Below are 18,487 nucleotides of genomic sequence, written 5' to 3'. Positions count from 1 at the left end.
CCCCTTGCTGTTCATTCTTGTGTTAGTTCACCATAACCGGTAGAAAACTCCATTAACCGTAATATATTCACGCTTTTCTCATTATTTTCTTGTTCATATGCAAACAACCACAACAACCAAAAGTCCAACAAAGACCAACGCATCATTTCACCGTCGGCTGATGCTGAGTAGGTGAATAGCGGCCAAAGATTAACACTGGTGACTTTTCTTTCTGGCTTCCAGAGCGTGACGCTTAGCTCTTTAATTTGCACCTCGCCAACAATTTGACCTAGCGAGTGAATACGTAAGCGAATACTTTCTCCATAATCCGAATTAGCCAACAAGTCATTGACAAAAGACTGCGCTGACACAATTGGTTGGCCATTCATTTCCAGAATTATATCGCCCTCATCGATACCAACTTGCTGCAAGGGGCTATCTCCAAAAAGATGCAACACCTGCAACGCCACTTGGTTTTCGTGATAATTCACCAACCGGTAAGCTGCCCGCGTTTTTAGCGGATCAATACGCCCGACTTCTCGCACGGAAGAACCGGTTAACTTAGGAGAAACCAACAACCCTACCTCGAGTAACGTCGTATCGCGGCGAACAATCACATTAAATTTCTTATCTTGCGCAACATCGCCCTCATTCTCAGATGGCTCCAAAATGGCGTATAGCGTATCGGGCTTATTTGTATCGATACCGTTTACTGAAAGAATCACATCCCCCGAGCGCAACCCCGCCACATCCGCCACGCTACCAGCATCAACTCTGCGTACCCGTAACCCAGGCAAAATAGCCATATCCATCAGAGAGTCACTTTCATTTGCACTCACAGACAAACCAATATCAATACTGGTTGTACTCAAAGACGCCAAACTGACGTTATCGGGGGACAAATTTACGTGCGGCATTTGTTCAACCTGTTCTCGAGCCACACAACCACCTAGAACGTTTAGCAAAGTTACGCAAAAAACCATTTTGACCATGTGCACATAACGCCACATCGTAATTGTTTCAAACATCGAACATTCCTTATCAATTTCATGTTACATACGCTTACGACGTATCAACCAACACGCCACACACATCAAAAATACCGCCTGAACAGGCGGTATCCACCAGTTCATTAACATGTGTTGATCACTCACTAAAACATCAGAATAGCCACGCACAATTTTAGCCACTTCACCTAAGTAAGACGTGTCAATCAATGCGGGCTGATAAAAACTGAAAAACCAACGCCCCATGTCACCAAGTTGCGTTTTAAATACATCAACGACGACGCTCACGCCGAGCGTTGTGGCAACAGCCTGCATCGCACTATTCGTCAACACAGAGCACAATAACCCCAAACCTATCACTGCAGGCAACGTAACCAGAGCAAGAAGAAATCCCTGCCTTAATTCGAAATGAATTTCATCAACACCAATCAGCTCAAAGCCATCCTCGACCACGGCCAAGAAATCCCAAAACATGCTGGTCATTAGAATGGACACTGTCGAACATAGCACCAAAGCAGACAGCCCGAGAATTACCAAATTTAGAAACTTAGCGAATAGAACTGATATCCTCCCGGCGCTACGAATTAAATAGTGCCGGGCCGCGCCACAGTCACGTTCAAAGGCAAAACTGTACGCCGATACCCCCGCCAACACGAGGTATAACACCATAAATCCCGTTGACCAGGCATCAACTAGAAACCCATAGCCGCTCACAGCTTCATTGTCATCAGAAAACAACCAACGTGCCGACATCACCCGCACAACCACAGCCAAAGTTGGGAGGAGTAAAACCAATTTTAAGGCACGACTACGTAACAAGGAGTAACCATCCAGTGCCATACAGCGTTTAATATCACTCACTACCTGCATCATAGAGCAACCTCTGAAGCCTGCTTTTGCGAGGATGATGCTACAGAGCCGGTGACTTGCTGAAATAGATCGTGTAGAGACATGGGTTCAAGATGTAATTCCGCTATCGATAATTGCATATTCACCAAAGCAGTATTAAAGGCCGCGCTATTGCCACTATCCAGATAACAGCGCAACCATAACTCTTTGCCATTGTTGGTCATATGATCATCTAGACACTCAACTTTACTGACTCCAACCATGGTTGTGATCTTGGACAACACATCGGCAACTGAACTTTCGCCCAACAGAAGTTTTACTTTCACTTGGTATGAATCACGTTGTAACAAGCTATAGATGTTACCGCTAGCGACGGTTGTCCCGCCGTGAACAATTGCCAAGCTATCGCAAACGCGCTCTAGATAAGACAATTGATGGCTTGCCAACACGCAGGTAACACCGCGACGTTGTAGCTGCTGCACGAGATCTAAGACCAACTCCACCCCGTCGACGTCTAGACCATTGAAAGGCTCATCGAGTATGAGTAGTTTAGGGTCTCCCACCAGAGCCTGCGCTATAGACGCTCGCCGACGATTACCCAGCGACAACTCGCCCAACCTGTAATCACGAAACTGTTCGATATTTAATAAGATCAATAACTGATGAAAATATTCCGGGGTAAATTGCTTACCCGTAAGCTTTTGCGCCCACACTAACTGTTGATACACAGTAAGGTGAGGCAACAAACAGGGTTCATCAAAAACTGCTGACACTTTTCCGCGCAACTGATAAAGATTGGATGGCGTCTCACCAAACAGCCAGATATTACCCGCATCAAACGGAGTCAAACCCAACGCACAAGCTAAGGTGGTGCTTTTACCCGCACCATTTAAGCCAACTAAACCGCAAATTGAGCCAGGGGATACTTCAAGGTCAATACCACGCAAAACCTCGCGCGCACCAAATCGCTTGCGTAGACCACGTATTACGATCGGCGAACTAGAAGGCGGCTTTTCCGCAGCAGGTTGTTCAGCAAGCACACCAAAACTCCTTATAAACGCGTGATTTAATCCGTAGCGAAACGCCAGCACTTTAGGTAAAGGGCATGGTACACTTTTTCTCACGATCGTCGACACCAACCTAAACAAACGTGAGCAAGCAATGACGCGACCACCCAGCAAGCCAGAGCCGCAAACGGATAACAACAAGGCATCGGTATTAAATCGAATTGAAAACGCGCTGCGAGAATATTACATCGCACCGTTCCGCCAATCGATCGGCCGCGCGCAACGCGATGAAGATGATCTGTTCATGTTACTCGTTATGGCCGAGACGCTAGGGATACCCAACCCAACGACCTATTACACATTGGAGTTACTCCCCATTATTTACGACCGATTTCATGAATGGCATAAACGCATGGGAATGGAGCGATCCCCACTAGATCACGTTCACTGCTGTTAACCCATACCATCAATGTCACAGAGAAAACAATAAAAGGCGTATTCGTGAGCTTACTTCGAGATATCACAAAGGATAAAAAACTATTGTTTTTTAGCGGCAAAGGGGGGGTAGGCAAAACTACTGTTGCTGCAACCTGCGCGCTTGGGGCGGCAAAACAAGGGAAGCGCACGCTTTTAGTCTCTACGGACCCAGCACACAATCTCGGCCATTTGTTTAACGGCCACATCGGCGATACGATCACTTCGCTCACCGACAACCTTTTTGCTTTAGAGCTTGATCCAGAGAAAACTGCCACAAAACATCTCGACGAAGTCAGTCAAGTTTTGAGACGGCTCATGCCAGGCCAATTGGCAGGTGAAATTGATAAGCACATGGAACTCGCAAAACACGCTCCCGGCTTGCATGAGGCAGCTTTGCTGGAACGTATCGCGGAAGTACTAGAAACAGCGGAAAGTTACGACCTAATCGTCTTTGACACAGCACCGTCTGGCCACACCGCTCGTTTGATGGCGCTCCCCGAACTCATGTCGACCTGGACAGATGGATTACTTAAGCGACGCGACAAGTCTGAAAAGCTCGGCAAATTGTTATCAGGACTGGGGAAAAAAACGGAAGACAAGCAAGGCCGTAGTATCTTCGGCTCGGAGAGCAGCTCGCCTACCGCCGAGCGTGACGAACAGATCCGGCATATTCTCCATCGACGCAAACACCGGTTCGCCCATCTCCGCAACGCCATCCAAGATGATTCCCAATGTGCATTTCTCATCGTTCTCACATTGGAGCGTTTGCCAGTGATGGAATCCATTGAACTTGCACAGCAGCTCGCCGCCACCCGAACACCGTTAGCCGGCATAGTAATAAACAAACGCATCCCATCCGAAGCCACAGGATTGCTCGCTGAACGACGCAAACAAGAGGACGCTTATCTCACGGAACTGGAAGCCTTTCTGGGGCACTTACCGCAACAAGTTTTGCCGCTCAACGCCCAAGATATTACCGGGCTTGACGCACTGAATAAGCTAGCAGAAGAAGCCTGCCGCTAGTCGCCTTGCGGTCTACACAAGGCAAGCCGCGCGATATTTGCGGAAAAAATCGAAAAGGGACAGAGCGAAAAACAATTTGTTCTTAATTTTCAATAAGTTACAAAGCTTTAGACACCCCAGCACACATAAAATTAAAACGTGACACAGTTCTCAATTGTGGCATATAATTCCTCTTCACTAATGAGGGGTAAGTCCCGACCTATTGATCGTAAAGATTAGTTGTATAGACATTTCTAGGTAAGCATATGAGTTATCGTGCAAACGAAGAAGATCGCAGCTGGTTTCGCACAGACCGCTTCTTCATCATCAACAACGAGTGGTATTTCAATACGCGGGAATGCGAGAATGTCGGCCCATTCAGCAGTTTGAAAACAGCCCAGCAAGGTGCACACCGCTTCCTAAAAACTCTCAGCCTAGACAATACCACACCGCAGTATGCTGCAAATATCGCGCGCTCCGGAGAATGGGCTGTCACACTGTATCAGTAGCACTGTCGGTTAGCGCACACCTGCCCAAGCGCTAACCTTAGCGACTCTTCCACACGTTGCACTACTGCCGTTTTCTGGTGACAACAAAAGTCTCATCGTTAAACCACAGTGCTCCGCGGCGTTTTAACACCTCTTTAGTCACCTGCAAGTATTGGCCCGACGCCACAGCCGATGCCAATTGCTCTTCTTCGATTTGGTTCACGTAAATCGCTGCATTCCATGCGGCAAATAGTGTTGAACTGCCAATATGGTCACCAATTTCAGACGGCATGGTGTGCATGTCATAGCGAAAGACACTTTTCGCATCCGACATCGCATTGCAGTGAAAATCCCGCGCTTGTGGACCCAGCTCTTGTTTCAATACTTCGAGTAACACATGGCGATTTACCGTAAACGGTTGCTCATCGGGCCAGATACTTTGCACAATTTCCAAACCTGGATCATCACCGTAACTCTGCACGCCCAGCAGCCTACCTCCTGGAGCGAGTGAACGCGACAACGGTGCAAGAATCCTTTTAATTTTAAACTCTGCAGAGACACGCGCTTGCCATGGCTGCGCAGCTAAAATGAAATCGTAGTCACCCTCTTGGGCGCTTGGGCTGGGAATAATATTTTCCAGCAAAAATTGTTGGTCAGCGCGATACAGCACAATAACTGAAGGTGTCGCATAAATTGGGTTACCGGTTTTTTCACTGGGTTTGGTTTGCCAACCCTGATCTAAACTTTCATGAAGAGCAGATATCTGTTCGCCATAGGCATGAGCGCAGTTGCCTTCCAGGGGCACGAACTGCCAGTTAACTTCGACACCCTCACGATGACTCTTTAACCAAGGTGCTTCATCGTATGCGAGATTACTAATCGCAAACACCGTTGCAGGATGTTCCACCAAGCGATCAGGTAATTTCATTAGACCTAACCGCGTATCCTCCAGGCTCATTTCTTTTGCATTAATAAAGAATGGAACTGTTGGAAAGAGACGATGCATGTATTGCATCACGTAGGTTAAAACAGTGCCATCCCCCATGCCCGCGTCAAACATCCGTAATGCAGGAAACGTGGGCTGAATTAACTTCAACTCTTTACCCGCTCTCTGGGAAATAGCCCATTTTTCGTTACAGGTATGGACGAAATGTAAATATTTTTGTCGATTTTCGTAAAAGCGAAAGGGGCGGCGCTGATGCTTTTCAGTCGTTACCGTGGAAGCAATATCTTCGATTGGTTGAGCGACTTTCAGGGCAGGCTCAGAATAACTATCATCGACCAAGGTCAGTTGCGCGTCCTGCTCAGAAATAGTATCCGGCCCGGGCGGGTGGTTGCGAATATATTCGTTAACTTTATTGAGCGTTTTGAGAGTAACACCGCGCCCACTACGCAAACGCTTAACAAATTTGCCATCGTTAACGACCAAGCGGCCAAAAGTGGACTCAGAGAGCTCAGCTTGTTTGCAATAATCTGCAATTTTTATCAGCAGCTGTTCTACATCACTATCCATAGTACCGACCGATATTAGTAAACCAAACGCACACTGTTACGACCATAACTGTCTTTTAAGCGCTGCAGTAATTCATCACTCGGTTTTACTTGCCAGTCTTCACCCAATACGATCTGACCTTTAACATCGGCTCGCTGATAATCAATACGTATCCGACAACCTTCGCTACGATAAGGTGTCAACATGGAATGCAGGTGCTGCGCGAAATCAGTTTCCAACTCTTCACCTACGACACTGAGGCAAACTCCGCGCGCAAAGCGCGCCCGTGCGTCATCCAGCGTATGTACCGAGTCAGCCCGCATTTTTAAGCTGCCACTATAGTCATCATGATTTACGGTGCCTTCAATTAGCAAAATACTATCGCTCACCAACTTTTCTCGATGCTCCGAGTACGCATCGGCAAACAGTGCCACTTCGATGCGCGCTGTCCGATCATCGAGTGTTACAAAAGCCATATTGTCACCGCGTTTAGTTTTCATTACGCGTAACGCAACGATCATCCCCATGACTTTTTGTGTCGCGCGATCGGGTTTCAAATTGACAATGCGCGCCGAAACCAGGCGATCCACTTCTTCTTCATATTCATCGATTGGGTGTCCGGTAAGATAAAGCCCTAACGTATCTTTCTCTCCTTTAAGACGCTCTTTCATGCCCCAGTGACGAATCGTAGCGTAGGATTGATAAACATCTTCCGTCGTTTTGGCGCTCGGGACCAAACTACCAAACATATCTTCCATACCCGCAGCCGAGTTGGCAGTCGCTTGTTCTGCAGTTTTAACGGCTTCATTAATCGCAGCAAACATAACCGCGCGAGAAAAATCGACATCATCAGCTCGTCCTGCCGGGCCTATGCCATCTAACGCACCACTGCGCACCAAAGCTTCTAGCGCTCGCTTATTCACTTTACGCCCATCTACTCGCGCACAAAAATCGAATAAGTCGGTAAATGGACCACCACTATCTCGCGCCTCGATAATGCTTTCTATGGGACCTTCACCCAAACCTTTAATCGCACCTAGACCATAAATGATGTCGCCGTTATCGACGGTAAATTGAAACAACCCGCGATTCACATCCGGTGGCAACATGCGCAGTTTCATGCGCCGACATTCTTCAATAAACGTCACTACCTTATCGGTTTTATCCATGTCCGAAGATAGCGTTGCGGCCATAAAGTGCGCTGGGTAGTGCGCCTTTAACCACGCCGTTTGGTATGACACCAGTGCATAAGCGGCGGAGTGAGATTTGTTGAAACCGTATCCGGCAAACTTTTCCACCAGGTCAAAGATTTTAATCGCCAACTCCGGATCGATGCCTTCGTCTTTTGCGCCCGCTTCAAACGTTTCACGCTGCTTGGCCATCTCTTCCGGTTTTTTCTTACCCATCGCACGACGCAACATATCCGCGCCGCCAAGAGTATAGCCAGCAAGGGCCTGCGCGATTTGCATTACCTGCTCTTGGTAAACAATAACGCCGTAGGTCGGCTCAAGAATCGGTTGCAAACGCTCGTGCTGATATTTTGCGTCGGGGTAAGCGACCTGCGCGCGACCATGTTTACGATTGATAAAGTCATCCACCATGCCCGATTGCAACGGCCCCGGACGGAACAGTGCAACCAAGGCGATCATGTCTTCAAGGTTATCGGGCTGTAGCCGTTTAATCAGATCTTTCATGCCTCGCGATTCCAACTGGAATACGGCAGTGGTTTCGGCAGATTTCAATAATTTAAATGTGTCGGGATCATCAAGCGGAATAACGGTAATATCTAGCTCTTCTTCGCCAGCAACCTTCCGCTCTTTATCGATCATTTGCTTTGCCCAATCGATAATCGTCAGCGTCCGCAAACCGAGGAAGTCGAACTTAACCAGACCTGCATCTTCCACGTCGTTTTTATCGTACTGTGTAACGAGGTTGTTGCCGGCTTCGTCGCAATACAGTGGCGAAAAGTCGGTTAGTTTGGTCGGTGCGATCACGACACCACCGGCGTGCTTACCGACATTGCGCGTCATGCCTTCGAGCTTTAAAGCGGTTTCCCAGATTTCTTGACCGTCGCCGTCATTTTCCAAAAAGTCGCGAATAATTTCTTCTTGTTCATACGCTTTGGTCAGCGTCATCCCCGGATCGGGAGGAATCATTTTTGAGAGCTTATCGGCAAGGCCATAACTCTTACCTAGCACCCGCGCGACGTCGCGCACCACTGCTTTCGCCGCCATAGTACCGAAGGTGATAATCTGCGATACCGCATCACGCCCGTAGGTTTCGGCAACGTAATTAATCACTCGATCACGTTTTTCCATACAGAAGTCGATATCAAAATCCGGCATGGAAACACGTTCTGGATTCAAGAAGCGCTCGAAGAGCAAATCATATTTAAGTGGATCAAGGTCGGTAATGTTTAACGCATAGGCCACTAATGAACCCGCACCCGAACCACGTCCTGGACCAACCGGGACACCGTTTTTAATACCCCAATTAATGAAGTCCATTACGATCAGGAAGTAACCCGGAAACCCCATTTGGTTAATAATATCGAGCTCAAATCGAATACGGTCGAGATACACTTGATGTTTGGTGTTGTATTCCGGATCACTCTTATCGAGAATTTTTTCTAAGCGCTTTTCCAGACCTTCGAGCGAGATTTTTTCAAAGTACTGCTCTTCGGTCATGCCATCGGGAATCGGGTAAGCGGGCAGGAAGTTTTTACCCAAGGTGATATTCAGGGTACAACGCTTAGCAATCTCAACCGTATTTTGAATTGCTTCAGGGATATCACTGAATAGCGCCGTCATTTCCTCTGCGGAACGAAGGTATTGCTGTTCGCTATAACGACGCTCGCGACGCGGATCATCCAGCGTACGTCCTTCGGTAATACACACCCGAGCTTCATGAATTTCGAAATCTTCCGGCTCGATAAAGCGCACATCATTGGTAGCCACAACCGGGCAATTGTATTGCTCCGCCAGATCGACGGCAGCGTGCAAATATTCTTCATCATTTTCACGCCCTGTACGTTGTAGCTCGATATAAAAGGCGTTGGGGAAATCAACCATCCATTCTTGCAACAGAGCTGCCGCCTCTGACTGACGCCCCGCAAGCAACGCCATACCAATATCACCAAACTTCGCACCACTTAAGGCAATCACGCCCTCTCGGTGCTCGGTAATCCACTCGCGCTCGACATAGGCCGCACCATGATGTTGACCATGCTGGTAGGCGCGCGAAATCAACTCGGTCAGATTGCGGTAGCCACGGCCATTCATGGCGAGCAAGGTAATGCGCGTAGCACTCCCCTCACCTTTCGGCGCCACAATTAAATCCACACCACAGATAGGCTTAATACCGGCACCTTGAGCAGCTTTATAGAATTTGATCAACGCATAGAAATTGGTTTGGTCGGTGATCGCACAGGCAGGCATTCCCTTTTCAGCCAAAGCCCCAACCAGCCCTTTGACTCGCACAACGCCATCAACCAAGGAATAATCGGTATGGACACGCAGATGGATAAATTGGTCAGACATAAACGGTTTTTAATTTTTTGATTAGCTGAGAACAACGAGAAAGCCCGATTCTACTCGAAGTCCACTTCAAGACCCTAGCCTACAGCCCACAAGGTCATATTATTTGGAATCTTTTTTTACTTAGTGATGTCACAACCGATTAGGCCGAAGTCAGCGCAGCGGCCAAACGTTAGGTAATGCTATTTTTCTAGGCACCCTCAAAGCATTGTTTTACTATTGATGACCAATATTTACTCAGCTTGGCTCGCTAGCGTGCCGCAATGACTGCAAGCAAACAGTGTTCTGTATGGATATATCTTTCGACGCACCACACGCACAAAAAACATCCACGCACTTTGCTAGACACAAGGTGCGCCCCCCTATCCCTTACTTAATAAGGCTAGTCATATTCCTCTGTCTCGCCGCCAGTGCGCACTTTGCTGCAGCCGAGGCGGCTCCGGTGGCAATACATAGCGCCATTAAAGCCAATCTTATTGAAGACATTCCCCTTACCGGCACGGTCGTCGCCCCAACGCATTCGACCCTGTCTGCCTCTGTTGCTGGATTGGTTACCAAGCGCCATGCCGCTATTGGCGATGAAGTGAAAACTGGCCAAGTATTACTCGAGCTTGATGATGAAATAGTGAAGATTGAGCTAGACGGCGCTCAAGCTTCTCTGCAGAGCGCCCTGGCCAACCACGCTGAAGCACAACGCCGAGTGCAAGAAGCCGCCCCGCTTGTAAAGCAAAACAGCATTGCCGCTACCGAAATGCGTGCTCGAGAGTCCCAAGCCAAAATCGCCCAAGCGGCCGTTGATCGCGCCCGGGCTGAGGTTGCTCGTCGTAGCGCGGAATTAAAACGACACACCATCGCCGCCCCATTCGATGGCGTGATCAGTCAACGTTATGCGGAAGTCGGCGAATGGGTCTCTCCAGGACGAGAAATGTATGAGCTTGTGGCAACTCACGATGTTTATTTAGATTTCCAAGTACCGCAATCTATTTACCCTCGCGTGTCAGGCAACGCCAATATTTTCGTCAACTTCGATGCTATTCCGAATCAACAGTTCGCCGCATCCATCGTGAGCCGTGTCCCTGTCAATAATGCTAGTGCGCGAACATTCTTAATTCGCGCGCGCTTGGTTGAGCAACCACCCAGCATTACTCCGGGTATGTCGACACACGGAACCCTTCAACTACAGTCATCGGAACAGGGCGTGATGGTGCCCCGAGACGCGGTCATTCGCTATTCGGACGGCCGAATAGTTGTGTGGGTTGTTGACCTCAGCGAAGACGAACCCACGGTGAGTGAGCGCATTGTGACGTTGGGAATTAGCTCAAACGGTCAAGTGGAAATTAAGCGCGGATTAAAACCCGGGGAAGTAGTTGTCACCGAGGGCAATGAGGCGCTTCGCCCTGCGCAAAAGGTTAAAATTACTAACCGAGGATCGTTGGGTTCCGCGCAAGCACTCTAGCCATTTTCTTTTTCGGCTCGACACATCAAAAATAATAATTTGAGCCTCAAATTAAACGAGAAAGCGTATGTTTCATCATATCGTTCGCCATGGCATATTGGTCACCGTAACGGTGTTAATTATTTGTGTACTTGGGGTGTTGGCAGCGTTTCGCATTCCTGTGCAAATGATTCCCGACTTAGAAGTTCGCTCGATATCCGTGCGAACATTTTGGCCTGGCGCAACGCCGCAAGACGTTGAAAAAGAAATCCTCATCGAGCAAGAAGAATATTTACGCAACCTTCCCAATTTAACCGAATTAACATCCCGCGCATCCACAAGCTCTGCCAATATCAGTTTAGATTTTCCCTTCGGCGTCGACATGACCGACATGATGATTCGCGTGCAAAATGCATTGAGTCAGGTACGCGGATACCCCGAAAATGTCGACCAACCACGGGTGTCCGCCAGCTCCTTTTCAAGCAATGCATTCATGTTCTTTCGCATTGCGCCGCTAGAAGGCAACCCCCGCAACCTCGATCTCTACTTGATGCGCGACTTTATTATCGACAATGTACGTCCGCGCATGTCGAGTGTGCCTGGTGTATCCGAAGTGGATATTCGCGGTGGCGCGATCCGCCAAATCCAAGTTCGTATCCATCCAGAAAAGCTCGCCCAACGCGGCATTAGTTTAAGCCAGGTCAGACAAGCAATCCGAAACCGAAATCGGGATGTGTCCGCAGGCGAAGTGGAAAGCGGAAAGCGCCGATACTTGTTACGAACTATCGGTCGCTTTGAGCACATTGAAGAACTACCGGAACTCATCATCGCTCGCCGCGACGACGCAGTGATTCGCCTTGCTGATGTTGCTGACGTCGTCATGGACCATTTTGAAATTGACAACGAATCGATCATCAATGGCCAACCCGTCATTGCCGTGGCCGTTAGGCGCGAATCCGGCTCAAATGTGCTGGAAATTAAAGAGGCGATGATGAAACTAGTCGCCCCTATTAACCGTGACATTTTAAACCCTGCGGGCATGGAACTGATATGGACAGCAGATGATGTTGTTTACGTAGAAGATTCCGTTCGTAACGTCTGGAAAAACTTATTTCTCGGTGCGCTATTCGCTACCATTGTCATGTTTGTTTTTTTGCGCTCCATCCGTACAACACTGATTGGCGTGGTGGGCATTCCAATCTGCACCATTGCAGCGTTTTTAGGCTTGTTGCTAGCGGGGCGCACGATCAATGTCATCTCACTTGCCGGTGTCGCGTTTGCGATAGGCATGACGTTAGACAACAGCATTGTTGTTCTCGAAAGCATTCAATTAGAAAGGCGCAAAGGCCTCGACCGCATAAAAGCGGCTGTTACCGGCATACAAAAAGTGTGGCCTGCTGTGTTGGCCTCGACGCTGACCACAGTCATGGTATTTCTCCCGGTAGTATTTATTCAGGAAGAAGCCGGACAACTCTACTCTGATATCGCGATTGCAGTATCTGCATCGATACTCGTTTCAATGCTGGTGGCGATCACGGTTATCCCGACTGCCGCCGCCAACTTCGATTTGGACCACCACTCAGATAAACCCATCCCTGGGGATGGCCTGCGACAAAAAGTAGTCGAAAAAATCAGCTGGCTGATCGCCACATCCAAAAGAAGAATTCTGTGCATCATCACGTCGGTGGTTGTCAGCGGCTTAATCCTATTTTTATTGACGCCGCCAGCAGAGTACCTACCGGATGGGGAAGAGCCTAAAATTTTTGCCCGCATGAATGCACCGCCCGGTTACAACATCGACACTATGTCGGTGATGGGACACGAAATTCACGAGTACTTTTTACCTTACACAAAAATGGAACCTGAACAGTACGATGATGGCGAAATCGATATCCCTCCGATTCGCTACATCAACATGGGGATTTCCAATAGCAACGTTCGAATTATTGCCGAACCCAAAGACCCTCGGCACGTGCGTGACTTGATGGACGCTATTGGCGAAAAATATAAAACCTACCCCGGCATGCGCTCGTTTGTTTCTCGCGGTTCAATCATTAGCGGAAACAGTGGCGGTACGCGCGCGGTCAACCTGCGTATTTCTGGTCCCGATCTCGAGTCGATTTATGATGCCGCGCTCGCCACCTATCGTCGTGCGCAAGACGTGCTCGGCAACCCTCGCATTCAAACACGACCGTCGTCTTTAACGCTGGCTCAACCTCTCGTGCAAATTCGCCCGAACTGGGATCGCGCCGCTGAACTAGGCATGAGCACACAAGACATCGGCTTTACGGTTGCGGCGCTAACTGACGGCGCATTCGTTGATGAATTTTTTCTCGACGACAACAAAATCGATATTTACTTATTCAGTAATAGCGGGCCATCTTCAGACCTCGACCAATTAGATAAACTACCGGTTTACACACCACAAGGTACCGTGATCCCGTTATCCGCTTTAGCCCGGATCGAAGAAACTGTGGACACAAGCTTCATCAATCGCGTGGATGGCCGACGAACGGTGACCCTAGATATTATTCCACCTGCCGACATTCCATTGGAAACGGGCGTAGAGATTGTCCGCAAAGAAGTCGTTGAACATTTACGCTCATCCGGGGTGGTGCCGAGTAATATCGACATGATTATTTCTGGCGCAGCCGACGATCTTGAAGCCACACGCAGCGCATTGAAAAGTAATTATTTAATTGCACTAATTATTGTCTACTTGCTGATGGTGGCCATCTTTTCACACTGGGGCTATCCGTTATTAATTATGCTCACTATTCCGCTGGGCATCGCCGGAGGGATTGCCGGACTATGGCTAATGAACCTCACTACCGCATTTACCCAAGCAATAGGTCTTGGCGGCACTCATCAAGCCTTTGATATGATTTCTATGCTGGGCTTTTTAATCCTGATGGGCACCGTTGTGAACAACCCGATTTTGATCGTGCACCGCTCAGTATCCAACATGAAAGAGCTGGGGATCAACGCGCTGGATGCGGTTAACGAAGCGGTTGAAAGCCGAATCCAACCTATTGCCATTTCGACTATCACGACAATTTGCGGCTTAGCACCGTTGGTATTTTTACCTGGAGCAGGCAGTGAACTCTATCGCGGCGTCGGTATTATTGTAATGTCAGGAATTGTTGGGGCAGCCATCGTCACATTGACATTGCTACCAGCGCTAACGGTCATTGTTTTGCAGTGGTTTGAAAAAAGAAGAGTTGCGCGCCATGAATTTATAAATAATAAACCGAAAAACAGTTTGCTTTAACATGGATTGGATATTAAAGCACGGAGATTGTAGTCTACATTCCTCCGAGAAGTGCTCAAAGATCTCGGAGGAGCCTTCTTCTGCTTAAAATCCCACTATTTGAAACGGAGTTTAAAATGATTCGACAAACTATTTCCAGCTCATTGCTATTATTGGCGGTGTCATCACAAGCAGCACCGACCATGACAATCTTTGAGGACGAGCTTTGCCTCAAGGCTGAAATTGGCGTACCTTTCGCAACTGGAGGCACGACTTATAATATACAAAAGTTTTCAGGCAATATTTTTGACTCACCAAGAACCACAAGCACATCGAACGAATTTATTTTTCATGATGACATATATGGGAGCGAACCACTTTTCGTCTACACGCGATTGATGGGCTACGCTGATGCCAGCGTAGTCTCAATTGAGCTTCGCTCCGAATATAACTACAGTAGTAAACCTTCCAACCCAAATTATCCTCGACTAGCCGAAGATCGAGAACCGAGCTTTTCACCCATTGCATCACTGAATCTACGCTTTGTAGTCGACGAGCCATTAACTATCAATTTTCAATCAAGCACTCCCGGATACAAAACTGGGTTCGCCTACGCGAGGTTGACAGACCTGACTGAAAGATCTGATTTACTAGTATATAAAGAGAATAAAAGTAGATTCCATCAAGAGTCAGACAGAGTTAGCTTAGTCCCGGGTAACCTCTACAAGCTAAGATTAAGACTTAATGAAGCAGGCATCTTTGACGCTGACACATATATTAGTTTCAAGCTAGATGATAATGTGACTTATAAATATCAAACCGAAACTCACCCTAACTGCAATTAATAACATTCAAGGCGGCAACTCCAATCGTGTCTTTATCTTGTGTTGAGGCTGCCGCTTTTCACTGTGCTCAGCAGCCAACACCTCGAATATACTGATTTGTCTCTCGCCCACGATTCAGATCCAAACAGTTCGTTAAATAATGCAAATATTATCTAACGGGGATCTTCAGCGCTGCATTTAAAGGATGCTACACTGGCCCCTCAACCTTCCCGACCGCACAGCAAAAGGAGTTTTTCGTGATGTCTCATTCAAGTTTCAATCTGCACCGTGGCTTAGCTTGCTGCCTCGTAGCCTGCGTAGCATTCAGCGCAAACAGCTTTGCCGAATCTATTAAGTCCCTCATTGGTAAAGACAACGTCTATCTGCTGGTTAACCAACACCCTGACGAAGGCCGCCAGCGTATGTATACCGTTAATTACCAACTCCCGGCGGTTCTACCCGTTTGCACCAAAGTTCGACTAACTAAACTTAAGCGCAAGTACCTCGAGTTTGAAGTCCCTGAACGGGGAGATCGAGAGTATCGTTACTATCTTCACAAATCGCTGCCAGGAGATTTCCAAGATCACCTCGCAGAGATCTTTGGTACCAACTGCCCAGATATTTCAAAGATGTCAAAGAAAGACCAAGAAGGCATTAAAGCGGGTCGACCTCTGGTTGGAATGACAAAGAAAGGCGTGCTCATCGCAATGGGCCCCCCACCGGCTCACGTAACCTACTCTACCGATTTAGATACGTGGGTATACTGGGTAAACCGCTTCAACAAACAGAATGTTGAATTCAAAGACGGTAAAGTGAGCAAAGTCATCGACTAAGCTAAAACGTCCCGAATCCCAATTTAAAGGCGTGTTTGCTGACACGCCTTTTTCATTTTCGCCTACCAATAAACAAAAATGATAGAAAGTCGGTAGATTGCTTTATCACGATTTCCTGTTCGCTTTATAGCCATCATTCACAAGAATTATATGGGTGAGACAGTCAATAGTTCGCTTGAATCTCACCCCCTCTCAATGACATAATACGCCCCCTTAAAAAAGGGCAGCAGGTCAGAATCAGGGAGCGGTTCTTCCCAGCGTTGTTCGACTTCCTTTACCGGGAATTAACAACCCAGGTCTCCGCTACCTACGCGCCCCGTGAAGCGTCGACATCCAGTGGCACAGCATGCTTTTGCCATACCCGACACACCCAAAAACCTGCACAGTTTCAAACACTTAACCAGCGACAGACGACCGCCAGAGGTATATCTGATGACGACCAAGAACCAAGCCCTCCAGAAGTGGGTGGATGAAATGACAGCGCTATGCCAACCAAAAGATGTGGTTTGGTGTGATGGCTCTAAAGAAGAATACGATGCGATGTGGGACCTAATGGTCGCCAGTGGCTCAGCGAAAAAACTCGACGAAGCCAAGCGTCCTAACTCTTATTACGTTCGCTCAGTTCCAGAAGACGTGGCTCGCGTTGAAGACCGTACCTTTATCTGCTCTGAAAAAGAAGAAGATGCAGGCCCGACCAATAACTGGTGCGCTCCGGCTGAGATGCGCCAAACACTAAATGGTCTGTTCGAAGGCTGTATGAAAGGCCGTACCATGTACGTTATCCCTTTCAGCATGGGGCCTATTGGCTCACCTATCGCACACATCGGTGTTGAGCTTTCTGACTCTCCTTACGTTGTCACCAACATGCACATCATGACTCGCGTAGGCGCTAAAGTGCTTGAGCAACTGGGTGAAGACGGCGAATTCGTCCCTTGCGTTCACTCTGTTGGCGCACCGCTCGACGAAGGCCAACAAGACGTTGCATGGCCATGTAATCCAGACAACCGCTACATCGTTCACTACCCTGAAACACGTGAAATCTGGTCGTTCGGTTCAGGCTACGGCGGTAACGCACTACTCGGTAAAAAATGTTTCGCGCTACGCATCGCATCGGCCATGGCTCGCGACGAAGGCTGGTTAGCGGAGCACATGCTTATTTTGAAACTCACCAACCCAGAAGGTGAGAAAAAGTACATCGCGGGCGCGTTCCCAAGTGCGTGCGGTAAAACCAACCTCGCGATGTTAACGCCAACTATCCCAGGCTGGATTGTTGAAACGGTTGGGGACGACATCTGCTGGATGAAGTTCGGTGACGATGGCCAACTTTACGCCATCAACCCAGAAGCCGGCTTCTTCGGCGTTGCGCCAGGTACCGGTATGGACTCCAACGCTAATGCGATGTTGTCTATCAACGAAAATGCTATTTTCACCAACGTTGCCCTGACTGATGACGGCGATGTGTGGTGGGAAGGCATGACTAAAGAAAAGCCAGCACACCTAACCGATTGGAAAGGCAACGACTGGACACCTGAATCAGACACTCCAGCCGCTCACCCCAACGCTCGCTTCACCGCACCCGCGGCACAATGCCCAGTGATTGCAGACGAGTGGGAAGATCCAAAAGGTGTACCTATTAGCGCTATCCTTTTCGGTGGCCGTCGTGCATCCGTTGTACCGTTGGTTAACGAAGCAAAAGACTGGAACCACGGTACTTTCCTCGGCACCATCATCGCATCAGAAATGACTGCAGCAGCATTCGGCGCAATCGGCAAACTCCGTCGCGACCCATTGGCAATGTTGCCATTCTGTGGTTACAACATGGCCGACTACTGGGGCCACTGGTTGAACGTTGGCAAAAAAGAAGGTGCTAAGTTGCCAAATATTTACTACGTTAACTGGTTCCGCAAAAACGAAGAAGGCAAATTCATGTGGCCTGGCTTCGGTGAAAACAGCCGTGTATTGAAGTGGGTATTCGAGCGCTGCAACGGCACGGCTGAAGCAATCGAAACACCAATCGGCAACCTACCAAAAATCGATGGTATTGATTTCAGCGGCTTGGATCTTTCTGAAACTGAAATCGCTAACCTACTTCGCGTAGAAATCGATGGCTGGCTACAAGAAATTCCAGACATTAAAGAATACTACGCAAGCTTCGGCGATCACTTACCGAAAGAATTGCTAAACCAGGTTGAACAACTTGAAGCACGTTTGTTAGAAGCGAAAGCGAACTCTAACGTTGCTTAATTAGTTTTTTGGCTCGTAATTGGAAAGCCCCGCTTGTTTCGGCAAGCGGGGCTTTTTAATTTTC

General features: G+C 48.3%; 13 protein-coding genes. 8 read left to right on the top strand and 5 right to left on the bottom strand.

The window, feature by feature from the left end; translation table 11 throughout:
* Window positions 1-11: 11 nt before the first annotated feature.
* Genes ACZ5NB_RS03660 through ACZ5NB_RS03650 form a run of 3 tightly spaced genes read right to left on the bottom strand, consistent with a single transcriptional unit; the run spans window position 12 to window position 2,959 of the window.
* Window positions 12-1,007, bottom strand: a complete 996-nt coding sequence (locus tag ACZ5NB_RS03660; protein ID WP_460231620.1) for a PDZ domain-containing protein — start codon at window positions 1,005-1,007, stop codon at window positions 12-14.
* A gap of 24 nt (window positions 1,008-1,031) precedes the next feature.
* Complete coding sequence (locus ACZ5NB_RS03655) at window positions 1,032-1,859, bottom strand: hypothetical protein (protein ID WP_464107843.1); 828 nt, start codon at window positions 1,857-1,859, stop codon at window positions 1,032-1,034.
* Entirely contained in the window at window positions 1,856-2,959 is a 1,104-nt protein-coding gene (locus ACZ5NB_RS03650) for an ABC transporter ATP-binding protein (RefSeq protein WP_460231618.1), read from the bottom strand. Before ACZ5NB_RS03650 ends, ACZ5NB_RS03655 begins: the two co-directional genes overlap by 4 nt.
* A gap of 37 nt (window positions 2,960-2,996) precedes the next feature.
* Between ACZ5NB_RS03650 and ACZ5NB_RS03645 the strand changes: the two genes are divergently transcribed.
* From ACZ5NB_RS03645 to ACZ5NB_RS03635, 3 genes are all read left to right on the top strand, one after another.
* Entirely contained in the window at window positions 2,997-3,299 is a 303-nt protein-coding gene (locus tag ACZ5NB_RS03645; protein WP_460231617.1) for a cory-CC-star protein, read from the top strand.
* 44 nt (window positions 3,300-3,343) lie between these two features.
* Window positions 3,344-4,342 carry an ArsA family ATPase gene (locus ACZ5NB_RS03640; protein ID WP_460231616.1) on the top strand — a complete coding sequence of 333 codons (999 nt, stop codon included), beginning with the start codon at window positions 3,344-3,346 and terminating at the stop codon, window positions 4,340-4,342.
* A gap of 245 nt (window positions 4,343-4,587) precedes the next feature.
* Window positions 4,588-4,830, top strand: coding sequence for a DUF6316 family protein (locus tag ACZ5NB_RS03635; protein ID WP_460231615.1), 243 nt, complete (start codon window positions 4,588-4,590; stop codon window positions 4,828-4,830).
* Window positions 4,831-4,891: 61 nt separating this feature from the next.
* Here the strand turns inward: ACZ5NB_RS03635 and ACZ5NB_RS03630 are convergent, their stop codons facing one another.
* Window positions 4,892-6,322: a hypothetical protein gene (locus ACZ5NB_RS03630; protein ID WP_460231614.1), complete on the bottom strand. Its 1,431-nt coding sequence runs from the start codon at window positions 6,320-6,322 to the stop codon at window positions 4,892-4,894.
* A gap of 14 nt (window positions 6,323-6,336) precedes the next feature.
* Complete coding sequence (dnaE, locus tag ACZ5NB_RS03625) at window positions 6,337-9,840, bottom strand: DNA polymerase III subunit alpha (protein WP_460231612.1); 3,504 nt, start codon at window positions 9,838-9,840, stop codon at window positions 6,337-6,339.
* Between the two features lie 286 nt (window positions 9,841-10,126).
* Here dnaE and ACZ5NB_RS03620 point away from each other — a divergent pair, with 286 nt between their 5' ends.
* The 5 genes from ACZ5NB_RS03620 (at window position 10,127) to ACZ5NB_RS03600 (ending at window position 18,423) form a co-directional block, all read left to right on the top strand.
* Complete coding sequence (locus ACZ5NB_RS03620) at window positions 10,127-11,293, top strand: efflux RND transporter periplasmic adaptor subunit (protein ID WP_460231611.1); 1,167 nt, start codon at window positions 10,127-10,129, stop codon at window positions 11,291-11,293.
* A 67-nt stretch (window positions 11,294-11,360) separates the two neighbouring features.
* Window positions 11,361-14,543, top strand: coding sequence for an efflux RND transporter permease subunit (locus ACZ5NB_RS03615; protein ID WP_460231610.1), 3,183 nt, complete (start codon window positions 11,361-11,363; stop codon window positions 14,541-14,543).
* 116 nt (window positions 14,544-14,659) lie between these two features.
* Window positions 14,660-15,367, top strand: a complete 708-nt coding sequence (locus ACZ5NB_RS03610; protein WP_460231609.1) for a hypothetical protein — start codon at window positions 14,660-14,662, stop codon at window positions 15,365-15,367.
* A 239-nt stretch (window positions 15,368-15,606) separates the two neighbouring features.
* A complete protein-coding gene (locus ACZ5NB_RS03605; protein WP_460231608.1) occupies window positions 15,607-16,179 on the top strand; it encodes a hypothetical protein in 573 nt (190 codons plus the stop codon).
* Window positions 16,180-16,611: 432 nt separating this feature from the next.
* Complete coding sequence (locus ACZ5NB_RS03600) at window positions 16,612-18,423, top strand: phosphoenolpyruvate carboxykinase (GTP) (protein WP_460231607.1); 1,812 nt, start codon at window positions 16,612-16,614, stop codon at window positions 18,421-18,423.
* Window positions 18,424-18,487: the final 64 nt, after the last annotated feature.

It is taken from the genome of Aurantivibrio plasticivorans (genome assembly GCF_055392955.1).
Note: the sequence above shows the minus strand (reverse complement) of the source record. Positions and strands in the feature narration are given on the sequence as shown.

Coding starts and splice junctions, on each gene's coding strand:
- ACZ5NB_RS03615 (WP_460231610.1), top strand. CDS start 11,361: ATGTTTCATCATATCGTTCGCCATGGCATATTGGTCACCGTAACGGTG.
- ACZ5NB_RS03635 (WP_460231615.1), top strand. CDS start 4,588: ATGAGTTATCGTGCAAACGAAGAAGATCGCAGCTGGTTTCGCACAGAC.
- ACZ5NB_RS03645 (WP_460231617.1), top strand. CDS start 2,997: ATGACGCGACCACCCAGCAAGCCAGAGCCGCAAACGGATAACAACAAG.
- ACZ5NB_RS03630 (WP_460231614.1), bottom strand. CDS start 6,322: ATGGATAGTGATGTAGAACAGCTGCTGATAAAAATTGCAGATTATTGC.
- ACZ5NB_RS03605 (WP_460231608.1), top strand. CDS start 15,607: ATGTCTCATTCAAGTTTCAATCTGCACCGTGGCTTAGCTTGCTGCCTC.
- ACZ5NB_RS03600 (WP_460231607.1), top strand. CDS start 16,612: ATGACGACCAAGAACCAAGCCCTCCAGAAGTGGGTGGATGAAATGACA.
- ACZ5NB_RS03655 (WP_464107843.1), bottom strand. CDS start 1,859: ATGATGCAGGTAGTGAGTGATATTAAACGCTGTATGGCACTGGATGGT.
- ACZ5NB_RS03660 (WP_460231620.1), bottom strand. CDS start 1,007: ATGTTTGAAACAATTACGATGTGGCGTTATGTGCACATGGTCAAAATG.
- ACZ5NB_RS03620 (WP_460231611.1), top strand. CDS start 10,127: ATGGATATATCTTTCGACGCACCACACGCACAAAAAACATCCACGCAC.
- dnaE (WP_460231612.1), bottom strand. CDS start 9,840: ATGTCTGACCAATTTATCCATCTGCGTGTCCATACCGATTATTCCTTG.
- ACZ5NB_RS03610 (WP_460231609.1), top strand. CDS start 14,660: ATGATTCGACAAACTATTTCCAGCTCATTGCTATTATTGGCGGTGTCA.